At 71.7% G+C, this 11,951-nt stretch carries 11 protein-coding genes; 4 read left to right on the top strand and 7 right to left on the bottom strand.

All coding sequences use genetic code 11. The features are described from left to right. Positions 1-366: 366 nt before the first annotated feature. Positions 367-1,254: a universal stress protein gene (locus tag DMH08_RS00740; RefSeq protein WP_051300935.1), complete on the top strand. Its 888-nt coding sequence runs from the start codon at positions 367-369 to the stop codon at positions 1,252-1,254. A 55-nt stretch (positions 1,255-1,309) separates the two neighbouring features. Here the strand turns inward: DMH08_RS00740 and DMH08_RS00735 are convergent, their stop codons facing one another. Beyond that, positions 1,310-1,726 carry an Hsp20/alpha crystallin family protein gene (locus tag DMH08_RS00735; protein ID WP_026403437.1) on the bottom strand — a complete coding sequence of 139 codons (417 nt, stop codon included), beginning with the start codon at positions 1,724-1,726 and terminating at the stop codon, positions 1,310-1,312. Positions 1,727-1,891: 165 nt separating this feature from the next. On the opposite strand from DMH08_RS00735, the gene DMH08_RS00730 reads away from it, so the two are divergent. Next, a complete protein-coding gene (locus DMH08_RS00730; protein WP_125610892.1) occupies positions 1,892-2,821 on the top strand; it encodes a universal stress protein in 930 nt (309 codons plus the stop codon). 39 nt (positions 2,822-2,860) lie between these two features. Here DMH08_RS00730 and DMH08_RS00725 read toward each other — a convergent pair whose 3' ends face one another. The 3 genes from DMH08_RS00725 to DMH08_RS00715 all read right to left on the bottom strand — a co-directional run bounded on the left by DMH08_RS00725 (position 2,861) and on the right by DMH08_RS00715 (position 6,329). Beyond that, positions 2,861-4,066, bottom strand: coding sequence for a cytochrome P450 (locus DMH08_RS00725; RefSeq protein WP_125610890.1), 1,206 nt, complete (start codon positions 4,064-4,066; stop codon positions 2,861-2,863). 433 nt (positions 4,067-4,499) lie between these two features. Beyond that, entirely contained in the window at positions 4,500-5,534 is a 1,035-nt protein-coding gene (locus DMH08_RS00720; protein WP_199747540.1) for an NAD(P)H-binding protein, read from the bottom strand. A 165-nt stretch (positions 5,535-5,699) separates the two neighbouring features. After that, positions 5,700-6,329, bottom strand: a complete 630-nt coding sequence (locus DMH08_RS00715; RefSeq protein WP_158642226.1) for a TetR/AcrR family transcriptional regulator C-terminal domain-containing protein — start codon at positions 6,327-6,329, stop codon at positions 5,700-5,702. Positions 6,330-6,398: 69 nt separating this feature from the next. On the opposite strand from DMH08_RS00715, the gene DMH08_RS00710 reads away from it, so the two are divergent. Beyond that, the gene (locus tag DMH08_RS00710; RefSeq protein ID WP_233617323.1) at positions 6,399-7,358 is read left to right on the top strand and encodes a quinone oxidoreductase family protein; all 960 of its coding nucleotides are present in this window, start codon (positions 6,399-6,401) and stop codon (positions 7,356-7,358) included. 69 nt (positions 7,359-7,427) lie between these two features. Here DMH08_RS00710 and DMH08_RS00705 read toward each other — a convergent pair whose 3' ends face one another. From DMH08_RS00705 to DMH08_RS00695, 3 genes are all read right to left on the bottom strand, one after another. Next, on the bottom strand, positions 7,428-8,300 hold the full coding sequence (locus tag DMH08_RS00705; RefSeq protein ID WP_125610888.1) for a YwqG family protein: 873 nt from the start codon (positions 8,298-8,300) through the stop codon (positions 7,428-7,430). A 116-nt stretch (positions 8,301-8,416) separates the two neighbouring features. After that, positions 8,417-10,306, bottom strand: a complete 1,890-nt coding sequence (locus DMH08_RS00700; RefSeq protein WP_125610886.1) for a protein-arginine deiminase family protein — start codon at positions 10,304-10,306, stop codon at positions 8,417-8,419. A gap of 89 nt (positions 10,307-10,395) precedes the next feature. Further along, positions 10,396-10,578, bottom strand: coding sequence for a hypothetical protein (locus DMH08_RS00695; RefSeq protein WP_125610884.1), 183 nt, complete (start codon positions 10,576-10,578; stop codon positions 10,396-10,398). 294 nt (positions 10,579-10,872) lie between these two features. Here DMH08_RS00695 and DMH08_RS00690 point away from each other — a divergent pair, with 294 nt between their 5' ends. Then, positions 10,873-11,799 (top strand): phytanoyl-CoA dioxygenase family protein, encoded by a 927-nt coding sequence (locus DMH08_RS00690; protein WP_125610882.1) that lies wholly within the window; start codon positions 10,873-10,875, stop codon positions 11,797-11,799. The last annotated feature ends 152 nt before the right edge of the window (positions 11,800-11,951 follow it).

Raw genomic sequence — 11,951 nt, 5'->3', positions numbered from 1 at the left:
TCCTGGAGACGGTGCGGTCGGCGTCGGTCCGCCGCGGGGGAGCACAGGGGGACCGCACAGCCGCGGCGGGGCGGCGCCGACTCAGGCGGCGGCAGCCGTGACCAAGGTCCGCGGCGCGTTGGTGCGAAGCCCGACCCGTCCATTACAAGAGCCAATGGTTGGGTGCGGTCGCGTCACCGTGCGTTGGGGCGGTGGGCGGGGCGACGTTTCCCCGCCTGGCTTGTGGTCCTGGCGCGGGGGACTTTGGTCCTGGACGGACTGGACCAACACCCTCTGCGACGGCCTGAGGGGAGCGGCCAGGATGGACATGAACGACCGGGGCCGTCTGCGAGGGCTACGTAGGCGAGTCGTGGGGAGGCGAAGCCGATGGAGACGAGCGCGGGGGACGGCGGCGGCGGTCTGCTGCCGATCGTCGTGGGGGTCGACGGGTCCCGGCCGTCGGATCGGGCCGTCGAGTGGGCGGCCGACCGGGCGGTTCGCATGGGCCGTGTTCTGCGGCTGGTCTATGTGTCCGAGGTATGGCCGTACGAGATCCCTTTCCATGCGGCGCCGGATGATTCCGAGTCGATCACCTGGACGGACAACCAGGTCCTGGCGGAGGGGGAGCGGGTCGCGCTCGCTTGGAGGCCCGACGTGGAGCTGGAGTGCAGGCTGGCCGTGGGCGGCACCGTCCGGGTGCTGAGCGAGGGCTCGCAGCACGCGTCGGAACTCGTGGTGGGGCACCGGGGTCTGGGAGGTTTCGCCGGCCTGCTGCTGGGGTCGGTGAGCGTGGGGGTGGTGGCGTACGCGCAGTCGCCTGTGGTGGTCGTGCGAGGCGAGACCGGGGGGCGGCGGGGCGAGCTGGCGGTCGGGGCGAGCCTGGAAGGGGACGCTTCCGCGCTGGCTTACGCGTTCGAGGAGGCGGTCTCCCGCGGCCTCCGCGTCCGGGTCGTCCACGCGGTCCCGCTCCCGAAAGGGACGGACGAGGAGCATCTCGCCTCGGATCTGGAGCGTTCGGAAGAGCGTGCGCGCTCGCGGATCGCCGAGGAGTGCGCGGATCTGCGGCACCGGTACCCGGAGGCCGACGTGATCGAGGACATCGTGCAGGACCGCCCGGCGGCCGCGCTGGTGGCCGCGTCCCGCGAGGCCGACCTGGTCGTCGCGGGCGTCGAACGCGCGCAGCCGGAGGCGCGCCTGCCCCGGCGCCACGCCGTGCGGCACGCGCTCGTGCACCATGCGGAGTGCCCGGTCGCGCTCGTCCGTCCGAGGGGGTAGCCGGGCCTCATGAGAGGACGCCGGGTCCTCCTTGGCGCCCTCTCTCTCCGGGGTATCACTTCTCGATGGCGATGCGTCTGGCTTCGGGCGCGGCCGCCGGGTGGACGGGGATCCGGACGGTCAGGATCCCCTTGTCGTACGAGGCCCTGATGTCATCGGCCCGGGTCTCCGGCGGGAGCGTGAACGACCGTGTGAAAGCGCCGTAGTGGAACTCCGACCGGTGGTTCTGCTTCTTCTCCTCATGGCGTTCGGCGTGGATGCGGAGCACGTCGCCGGTGACGGTGATCTCGACGTCCTCGTCGGGGTCGATCCCGGGCAGTTCCACCCGGACGACGTGGTCGCCGCCCTCGCGGTAGTCCTCCACGCGCATCGCCGGGGCGGTTTCGGGCCGCAGCGTGCCGACGGGGGCCTCGACCCAGCCGAACAGGTCCGGAAGGAAGCCGTGGTGCTCTCTTCGTTGCGGTGTGCCCATGTCATCTCCTTGTTGCCCGTGGGCGGCGATTCCAGCCTCGGTGCCGCCGGTGGCGGTCCGCAGGGACATCGGTCACCGTTCCCCGGGACCTTCGACCCATGTGCGGCGGCGCCCCGCCGCGCACACTTCGAGGTGAACCGGCGGTTCCGATCGCGAGGGGCAGTGATGAGCGACGCACCGGCGGGCAGGCGGAACGTCCTGCTCGGCTACGACGGGTTCGAGGGCAGCGACGCCGCGCTGCGGTGGGCGGTCGACGAGGCCGCACTGCGCGGATGCGACCTGGTGATGTGCCACGGCTGGTACTGGCCCTATCCGGAGTCCCATGCCGACCCGCGCGTGGAGGGCAGCGTCAGGCGCGTCGGGGAGAACATCCTCGCCGAGGGCGTCCGGCGGGCGCGTGCGCTGGGCGCCGCCGGGCCCGTCCGGACGTGCCTGGTGCGGGGCTCGGCCGCGGCTGGGCTGCAACGGGAATCGGAACGCGCCGAACTGGTCGTCGTCGGTACGCACGACCGGCGTCCGCTGCCGGTGTGGTCGACGGCGCTGCGCCTTCCGGCGCTCACCCGGCGGCCGGTGCTCGTCGCCCGGCGGGCGCGGGCGCGACCCGGGCGGATCGTGGCGGGTTTCGACGGGTCGGCGGGAGCCGCGTCGGCGCTCGGCTTCGCCTTCGCCGAGGCCGCTCTGCGGGGGTGGCCGCTGCGGGTGGTGCACGCCTGCTGGGAGCCGGGAGCGGCGAGGGAGGCCGAGCTTCCGCTGTTCGGCGACGCCGAGCGGCTGGTGCGGGCGCGGACGGACAGGGTGGCGGACGCCGTCGCCCCGTGGCGGTCGAGGCATCCGGGCGTCGAGGTGGAACTGGCCGTCCTGCCGGATCCGCCGCGCGAGGCCCTGCCGGCGGCGGTCGGCGAGGCGGACCTGCTCGTCGTCGGCGCCCGGGGCACGGGCCGTCTCGATCCGCGGGCGCTGGGCGCGACGAGCGAGGCGATGATCCACCGGGCGCCGTGCACGGTCGCGGTGGTTCCCGCCCGGCGGGCCGGGAGCGGGGACGGGGCGGAGCGTCCTTCCCTCGCGGCCGGGACGCGGAGGTCCCCGGCCGGCTGACCGGGACCGATCGGACGGTGGGCACGCCGCCGGCCCGGTTCACCAGGTCACAGGTAGTTTGTCCAAGACCTGGAAGCCGGCTATGGGGTTGAACGGGATCTGCTCTGCCGGAACCGCCAGGCGCAGGCCGGGGAGCCGCCGGATCAGGGTGCCGAGAGCGATCTCCATCGTGACGCGCGCGAGGTTCTGCCCGAGGCACTGGTGGGGGCCGAACCCGAACGAGACGTGGTCCCGGGTGGATGAGCGGTTCCAGACGAGGGAGTCCGGCGTCTCGTAAACGTCCCCGTCGCGGTTGATGAGGGAGGTTATGAAGAACACGCCGTCGTTCTTGCGGATGATGGTGCCCTCGACCTCGATGTCCTCCGTGGCCAGCCGCGACACGCCGTCGGGGATGGACAGGAGCCGCAGCAGCTCGTCCACCGCGGCGGGCATCAGCGACGGGTCGGAGCGCAGCTCGGCGAGGCGCTCGGGGGCCTGAAGCAGGGCGAACGTGCTGAGCGAGATCATGCTTCCGGTGGTGCCGTGGCCGCCGGCCACCTGCAGGACCAGCGTCGAGACCAGCTCTTCGCCGTCCACGTCGTCCGTGGCGCCGCGCTTCGCGACGAGGTCGTCGAGGACGCTGTCACCGGGGTTCCGCCGTTTCTGCGCGATCAGCCCGTCCATGTAGGCCATGAGCTCGTCGTACGCCGCATTGGCGTTCGGGCCGGCCGCGAGCTGGTGCGTCCGCTTCTCGAACAGAGCGTGGTCGTCGTCCGGGATGCCCATCATCTGGTACAGCACCTTCGCGGGCACGGGTGCCGCGAACGCGGGGATCAGATCCGCGGGAGCGCCGTTCTCGAGCATGTGGTCCAACCGGCGGTCGACGATCTCCTGGATCTCCGGACGCAGGGCGTTGATCCGCTTCATCGTGAAGCTGGGGATCATCATCTTGCGCCGGGCGTTGTGCACCGGGCCGTCCACGCCCACCAACGCGGTGACGATCTTCATGACCTTCTGCTGGACGTCGCCGACCGCGGCGGCGATGCTCGGGAACATCATGGGCCACGCCGGATCGGTGCGGTCGCTGGAGATGCGGGGGTCGCCCAGGAGCCGGCGGGCCACATCGCGATTCGTGACCGCCCAGACGCGCCGGCCGTCGTAGAGGGCGACCTGGGCGAGGGGCCGCTGCTCGGCCAGCGGCAGGTAGGCCGGCGCGGGCTGGTAGGGGCAGGTGCGGTTCTGCGGGAACACGACGGTGTCGGTCATGGGGAGTGCCTTCCATCAATGAATGCAGTGACATGCATGTAAAGGGAGAGGCGTAGAGACTCGCCAGGAAAGAAAAGACTCTCAGGGAGGAGTTGAAAATGCCCGAACGCAGTGGCTCGATAGCCGCGGCAGCCGGTCGGCGGGGGTGGCCGTATTGCTCCGGTGTCGATTAAATGGCGGAGTTTTCGCGATGGTGGGATGGGCGCCGTGAACGGTTCAGTTGATACTTCTCATGGAACAGGTCGGCTGTCTTCGCCGACTTCGGCGGTGAGGCCGTGAACCCCCTCAATATCGTGCTCGAAAGCGTGTGTCCCGAACGGTGTGAAGCGGGCGTGCGCTCCGACTCGGAAACGATAGCCAAGAGACGGTCGGGCTGAGCATCCCTCATCCTGGTAGGGCGGCGCCGGCCCGACGGCCACCAGGAGCCTGGCTTTTAGTCCGCGAAGTCGGCCTTGTGATCGGCCGCCCACTCCGCGAAGGTTCGCGCCGGCTTGCCCAGGACTCGCTCGACGGTGCCGTCGATCTCCTCGGGCCCTTCGAGGGCTTCCACGTAGTAGCGGATCCTGGTCTCGATGATCTCCGGCGTGTCCGTCCGGGAGATCGTCCCCTCCTCTACCAGCTCTTCGAGGCGGGCCCCGATCCGTGCGTGGAACTCGGCGCGCGCGTCGTCGCCCGTGAGGTCCTCGAACGTCACGTCGCGGCCGATCGCCCGACCGATGAGGGCGATCTGCTCCGCCTGCGTGACGCTGTCGCCACCGGTGATGTGATACTTCGCCCCGGCGTGGCCCTCCTGCAGCAGAGCGCAGGTGGCGACCTCGGCTATGTCCCGCTCGTGGATGGAGGACAGGTAGGAGTGCGCGTAGAGGAGCCGTACCGGCTCACCGGCCTTGATGGCCCCGGCCCACTGCAAGGAGTTCGCGGCGAACGGGCCCGGCCGCACGAACGTCCACGACAGGCCGGACCGCTCGATCGAGTCCTCCGCCGCCCGATGCCACCGCGCGATCCAGTGGTCCGGATCGCGACCGGCGGCGGCCAGCGAGGACAGGAGCACGGCGTGCTTGACGCCCGCGGCCTTCGCGACCTCCATGACCCCCTCGGTGCCGGACGGCTGGGTGTACAGGAAGACTTTCTCCACTCCTTGCATCGCCTGCTCGAACGTTTTCGGGTCGTTGAGATCCGCCCTGCGCACATCGACTTGCGGCGGCAGGTCGAGCGACTCCGGATTGCGGGACGTCGCCCGGACGTCCACTCCCGCCCGCAGCAGCAGGTCCACGACGTGGCGACCGACATTGCCGGTCGCGCCAGTCACCAAGATCGCCATGATGCCCCATTCGATGTGCTCATGCTCTTGTGCCCTCCGCACGAACATCCGCGGAGAGCCGGCTCGTGGTTCGCTCGATATCGTTCGTCGTCTCGACGTCACCCCGAGGGTCGCGGCGACATACTTCAAGATAGCGTCGGCGATCACCGGACGATAGTGAACTTTCTCGCAGTATCTGCGCTATCCGCGCCATCGCTCACCCGGCTCGGGTGTCGATGTCGACGAAATTCGTAAGGGCGGAATTCGTGCCCGGCGATGGGCGTCCGGCCAGGTCGCACGTCGGCCGGAGGCGGCGCGGCGGTCGCGGGGCCGTCAGGTGCGCAGGCGGGCGGCGAAACCGTCGAGGACGATGCCGAGCTGCCGTTCGAACCGCGGGTCGCCGTCGTCGCGGAGGTGTCCGGCGGCCTTGACCAGCTCCGCGCCGTCGCCCAGCCAAGCGTCGCGCTCGGCGGGCGAGTACCGGCCGGGTTCCGTCTGGGTCCGCTCCTGTTCCTCGATGACGAACCCCACCACGAACGCGATGACCAGGTCGAGCACGTCGTCCGCCTCGGCGAGCGTGAAACCGGCCGCGGTCAGGCGGGCGAGCCAGGACTCCTTCGCCTTCACCACATCGGGGTCGGAGAAGCGCGTGCCGCTGAAGATGCGCGCGCCGTCCCGGTGGCGCAGGTACTCCGCGCGGAGAGCGCGCGCGTAGGCGGCCACGTCGTCGCGCCAGCTGCCGCTGGGAGGGATCGCCGCAACGGCGTCGGTGACGCGGCGCATGACGAACGTGCTCATCTCGTCGAGCAGTTCCTGCTTGTTGCGGACGTGCCAGTACAGCGCAGGGGCGCCCACGTCGAGCCGGGCGGCGAGCGCGCGGACGGTGAGGGCGTCCATGCCCTGGTCTTTGAGCAGCTCGAGGGCCGCCGCCACGATCCGCTCCCGCGTGATGCCCTTCGCCACGATTGACACCTTAACAAAGTTCAGGCACGGTGGGCGGCGACCCAATTGAACTTAGTTCAGGAGCGTGCCATGCGTGCTGCAGTCGTCACCACTCCGGGAGCGACCCCCGTCTGCACCGACTTCCCGGACCCGGAGCCCGGGCAGGACCGGCCGCCGCTGCGTCTCGTCGGCGCGGGTCTGCACCACATCGTCCGCGGGCTGGCCTCCGGCCGCCACTACGGCAGCGAGCAGGCGTATCCGCTCGTGCCGGGGGTCGACGCCGTGGCCCGGACCGGCGACGGGCGGCTGGTCTACACGGGGTTCGCCCGGTCGCCCTGGGGCACGATGGCCGAACTGCTGGTCACCCCGTTCGAGGTGGAGCTGCCCGCAGGGGCCGATCCGCTCGCGGTCGCCGCCGGCATGAACCCCGCCATGTCGGGCTGGATGGCGCTGGCCGCCCGCCGCAAGGAGACGGGCGGGATCGGCACCACGCTGGTGCTCGGCGCGACCGGCATGTCGGGCGGCCTGGCGGTCCGGGCGGCGATGGCCCTCGGCGCGGAGCGGGTCGTCGCGGCCGGACGCGACCCCGGGGCGCTGGAGTCGCTGCGCGGCCTCGGCGTCGACACCGTCGAACTCGTGGCCACCGCACCCGACACCTGGGCGGCGGCCCTCGGCGCGGCCGTCGCCGAGGCGCGGCCCACGCTCGTCCTCGACTTCGTGTGGGGCCCCGTCGCCGAGGCCGCCTTCGCCGCCCTGGGCACGACCGGAACGGACGACGGCGGCGCGCCCGTCGACTACGTGCAGATCGGTTCACTCGCCGGGACCGAGGCGGCCCTGCCCGCGGCGCTCCTGCGCAGCCGGCGCGTCCGGATCAGCGGCAGCGGCGCGGGCTCGGTCTCGAAGGCGCAGATGATCGCGGAACTTCCCGAGATCATCGCCCGGTTCGGCGACGGGACCTTCGAGGCGCCGTACACCGCCTACCCGCTCAGCCGCGTCGGCGAGGCATGGGCGCACGAGGGACGCGGCAGGGCCGTCATCGTCCCGGACTGACCGGGCGGCGGGGGAGAACCGCCGCCGCGGCGGCCCGGTGATCGACCCCGTCCACCGAAGCGGCCGATCTCAATGGCACTGCCAGGTGAAACGGGCGCGGTCGAAACGCCGGGCGGCGAGGTCGTCGGCGGTGGTCAGCCAGTAGAGGACGCCCCCATCGCCCCACATCATGCCGGCGTCGCCGTCGCCGGCGAACTGAGCGAGAAGCTCCCACCGCGACACCTCGTCGAGGATGTCGTCCAGATGGGGGTTGTCCGGGGTGAAGTCGTTGATGTCCCAGTCCGGTGGAAAGTCGGTGACCTCGTACTTGACCTCGCCTTGGAGGCTGTTGGGCGGGCCGCCTATCTGGTGTCTGCCGACGGCGCACAGCTCTCGGACGGCGTCGTTGAACTCGGTGTACACCGGGTCGCCCAGCGTCTCGGGGGCGATCCCAAGCGGTTGGTACATCTCGTAGGTCTCGATCACCGGCAGGGCGACGGCGGGGCTGGAGCGCAGCGGCACCTGCTTGTAGGGCTCCAGCGGGCTCGGTGCCGCGCGTGGCCGTACGGCTGTTCCTGCGGGGACGTAGAGGACCCGGGACCCGGGCCGAGACCCGGGTTCCGATGGATGGACCCAGCTCTCGTGATCGTCGGCCTGACCGTCGAAGTAGAAGAACAGCAGGGTGCCGTCCGCTGGCAGGGGGAGCCCGGTCTCGGCGGCCGACAGCCGATCGCAGTCGAGCGCGGCGACGAAGGACAGCGGACCGTGGCCTTCCCACTCCGGCCAGCCGAGGTCCTCGGGAAGCCGCGGTTCGCCGCCCAGGACGCCGACCCGCTCGTCTCCGGGCCCGGCGGCCGAAAGGATCTGGCCGGACGGTTCCACCAGCGAGCGGTACCGGTCCGCGAGATCGGCGGGAAGCCGTTCGCGCGCCAACGCGCCGGCCTCCGAGACAGTGATCATCATGCGGCGGGAGTTTGCCGAACGCCTGTGACAGATACCGGGGCCGCACCATGTCCGGCACGCCGCCCATCGCCCGTCCCCACCAGCGTGTCTGGTCGAGACGACGTTCCGGGCGGGTGTCAGGCTTGGCGCCACCAAGGGGTGGTGCCGCTCAAGTCCCGCTGGACGTTGGTGACGCAGTGGACGTTGCCGCCCGCCGTGCCGACGTGGTGCGAGTAGAACCAGTCCTCGATCCAGTGGACGCGGACGCCGGCGCGGCGCAGGGCGTCCTCGGTGGTCCGCTGGAAGACGTCCCGGCCCGCCAGCCGCGGTCCGTGCTGGGCCGGGGCCAGGTAGCCGCCGGTCCCGGTGCTGACGCCGTTCGCGACGCCCGGGAGGTAGGCGACGGTCAGGCCCTTGCGCGGGTAGTCGCCGGGGACCTCCCCGTCCAGGCTGGTGAAGAGGCCCGGGACGCGGATCACGTCCTGCTCGGTGATCCCGGCCCTCTCGCGAAGCCGGCCGAGCGCCCGGTCCACGCCCGCCGCCGCGACCCGGGTGCCCTCGACCAGTTCCGGCTTGCCGACCGCCTGGGCGACCGTGAGGCCCGGGAAGCGGGTGCCGGACGCGGGGACGCCCTGCACCAGGCGCTGCCCGCCGCCCCCGGACGCGGCGACCTTCCTCAGCAGGTCCATGCCCATGCGCGGGTCGGCGACGACCATCGACCAGCCCTTCCCGCCGCGCCTGGGGACGAAGTGGAGGAACTCGTCGATGTGCCCGACGCCGAGCCAGCCGGAGTCGATGGCGATCGGGTCCTGGTACCCCTGCGCCTCCAGCATCCGGAGGAACGTCGCGTCCGGGGCGAACTCGCCCTCGCCGCCGTACACGATGCGCCCGGTGGGGTACTTCCCGTGCGGCGGGATCGTCCCGAAGTTGCCGCTCGAACTCGCCGACCCGTAGTAGAGGTTGTCGTCGGGCCGGTCCACCGCCCCGGCGTCGAACTGCTGGACGCCCGCGACGCCCGGCCCGCGCAGCATCGTGAAGACCGGCCGGGACGCGTCGCGCAGCGGACGGTCGCGGGCCGGGAAGTCCGGGGTGACGGCCGGGGACCTGAGGTTGACGACGATGCGGTGCTCCCGGCCGCCCGGTCCGGGCATGGAGGCGTAGCCCGCCTTGAACATGTCGCCCATCCACTGGTCGCCGCCCGCCGGCGACTCGATGAACGGTTCGCGCAGCCCTTCGGCGTCCAGCCCGCGGCGCAGGTCGCGCCGGTACGCCCGGGCGCCCTCGACCGGCTCGTCCGGCGCGCTCCCGCCCTCGAGCGTCACGGGGGCCTTCGGGCTCGCGACGACGGCGCGGTCCAGGCGGAGCAGGTCGTGCTGGAAGAGCACCGGCGCGACACGCAGCCGCACCCGGTCGGACCGGGGCGCGCCGCCGTCGGCCACCGTGAGGGTGAGGTCGGCGAAGCCTGTCCACACGGCCGGATCGCGGGCGATGTCGCGGGCCTCGACCGCGAGCCGTACGCCGCGGCGCAGTTCGTCCGCGCCGATCGCGCCGTCCGGGCCGAGCGCGGTGAGCCGCCCGCCGCGCTCGACGAAGATCCGCACCTTGTCCCGTGCAGGGGCGTCGGGCAGCAGCGCCGCCCGCGCGGACCGGGACGCCCCCTTCATCGCGGGGATCTCCAGCGGTGCGAGGTCGGCGGCGTCGGCCGCGCCGTTGACCACCGAGTCCGCGGCGTCGTTGCACGCCGCCAGCGCCGCGTCGGTCAGCCGCGCGCCGTCCGCGCCCGCGGCGGGGCAGCGGGCGGTGTCGTCGTCCAGGTTCGGCAGCATGATCGCGCCGCGACGGGCGGTCCACGCGCCGCGCCCCGCGTCGTCGGCGGGCGACAGCCGCCCGTCGCGGTCGGTGTCGGCGCGCAGCAGCGCCCGGCCGCCCACCGCCGCGGCGTCGCCCGGCGGCAGGGCCCCCGCGGCGAACTGGACCACGACGGCCGCGGCCAGCCCGGTCCGCACGATTCGCTTGTGATCGTTCATGGCGACCAGCCTCGGGAATGCGGCGGCATCCGGGCATCTGCCGTTCGGCAGATCTTCGAGCCCGCGCTGCCGGCGGAGGGCGTCGGCCGTCAGCCGCCGTTCGAGCTTTTGCCGCGCTCGCCCAGGATGAGCACTCCGATACCGAGGAGGCCGGTAACGATGCCGGCGAACGGCTGGTAGTCGTGCGCCCACCTCAGCAGAAACCCGAATTTCGCGTCGTCACTGAACATCGTGGCGATGGCCGAGCCGAAGCCCTGGATCATGATGATCACCCCGAGAAATCCCCACATGGGGAGAGTGTTCCGCCCTCGGGACGCCGGGTGATACGAGCCAAGGTCTAGAGCCGTCACGACTTTGGTCGCCGCGGCCCGGTCGGTGCGGCGCGCGCGGACCGGCAGCACCGTGCCGATGGCCTCGGCGACGAGCTCGGAGTCGCGGACGTTCCGGGTTTTACCAGGTCATGCTCCGCGCGACACCTGCGCTGAGATCGCCGAGCCGGGCGTGACCCGCCCGGCCGGTGTGAAAATGCTTTGTCCGGGGTTGTGCGTCCGGCTGATTCTGGGCGGATGGACCTTGAAAGCGCGGCGCGGGACTGGCGGACCGATGGTTTCGTGCTCCTCCCAGGGTTCGTTCCCGCCGAGGAGTTGGCGGCGGCGGCAGGTGAGCTGGGCCTGCTGTTTCCCTCCGCCGAGGGCTTTCACGACGGTACCGACCCGCGCCGCGAACGCTTCATCGGTGACGAGTTCGCCGGCATCGACACCTTTCCGTTCGCGAGCACGGAGATCAGCCTGCTGGCGGTGAACTATCGCATTCTGGCGCTCGCCCGAGCACTGCTGGACGACGGCGACGTCCGTATCTACACGGCCGAGGCGTGGGCGAAGTACACCGGTGCCTGCGACTACGACCAGGACATGCACCGCGACTACCTCAACCACTCCCTGCTGGTCCCCAGCACGGCACCGGGCTGCCTGCAGGTGGAGATGTTCGTCTTCCTGACCGACGTCCCCGAAGAGCTCGGGCCGCCGCACCTGCTCTCGCGCAGGCATACCGCGGACATTCCCCCCGTCCCGAACTGGTTCCTGCGGCCGGGACGGCAGAGCACTTGGCGGTTCGTCGATGACAGCGGCAGCCCGGAGATGTACGAGGCCGAGGTGTCGGGTGCAGGGCCCGCCGGAACGGTCATCGCCTTCGAACCCGGCACCTTCCACCGTGGGACCCGACTGACGGCACCCCGCGGGGCCCGCTACAGCATGCACCTGGGCTTCCGCCCGTCCGGCCTCTCCTGGGGGCAACGTGCGGGGTGGGCGGCGCGGAGCTTCGAGCCGGAATGGGTCGAGTTCGTCCACCGCGCCACCCCTCGCCAACTCCAAGCCTTCGGCTTCCCCCCGCCCGGACATGCCTACTGGACGCCGCAGACGCTGGCCGGCGTGGCCCTGCGGTATCCGGAACTCGACCTCACACCCTGGTCGGCCCCCGCGCCACACGAATCCTGATCACGTACCGACACCTCCCCGGGGCGCGGGACCAGGTCTCGCCCCCTCTTCGATGTCGCCGGCGGTGGGCGGTGGCCGGGCTCGGCCGTCGCTCGGCCGCGCATTGCGGGCTCTCACGAACTACCAGGGGTCTCTTGACGTGCAATGGAGCG

It is taken from the genome of Actinomadura sp. WAC 06369, assembly GCF_003947565.1.
Classification (GTDB): domain Bacteria; phylum Actinomycetota; class Actinomycetes; order Streptosporangiales; family Streptosporangiaceae; genus Spirillospora; species Spirillospora rifamycini.
Note: the sequence above shows the minus strand (reverse complement) of the source record. Positions and strands in the feature narration are given on the sequence as shown.

Coding starts and splice junctions, on each gene's coding strand:
- DMH08_RS00690 (WP_125610882.1), top strand. CDS start 10,873: ATGGACCTTGAAAGCGCGGCGCGGGACTGGCGGACCGATGGTTTCGTG.
- DMH08_RS00700 (WP_125610886.1), bottom strand. CDS start 10,306: ATGAACGATCACAAGCGAATCGTGCGGACCGGGCTGGCCGCGGCCGTC.
- DMH08_RS00730 (WP_125610892.1), top strand. CDS start 1,892: ATGAGCGACGCACCGGCGGGCAGGCGGAACGTCCTGCTCGGCTACGAC.
- DMH08_RS00740 (WP_051300935.1), top strand. CDS start 367: ATGGAGACGAGCGCGGGGGACGGCGGCGGCGGTCTGCTGCCGATCGTC.
- DMH08_RS00705 (WP_125610888.1), bottom strand. CDS start 8,300: ATGATGATCACTGTCTCGGAGGCCGGCGCGTTGGCGCGCGAACGGCTT.
- DMH08_RS00725 (WP_125610890.1), bottom strand. CDS start 4,066: ATGACCGACACCGTCGTGTTCCCGCAGAACCGCACCTGCCCCTACCAG.
- DMH08_RS00710 (WP_233617323.1), top strand. CDS start 6,399: ATGCGTGCTGCAGTCGTCACCACTCCGGGAGCGACCCCCGTCTGCACC.
- DMH08_RS00735 (WP_026403437.1), bottom strand. CDS start 1,726: ATGGGCACACCGCAACGAAGAGAGCACCACGGCTTCCTTCCGGACCTG.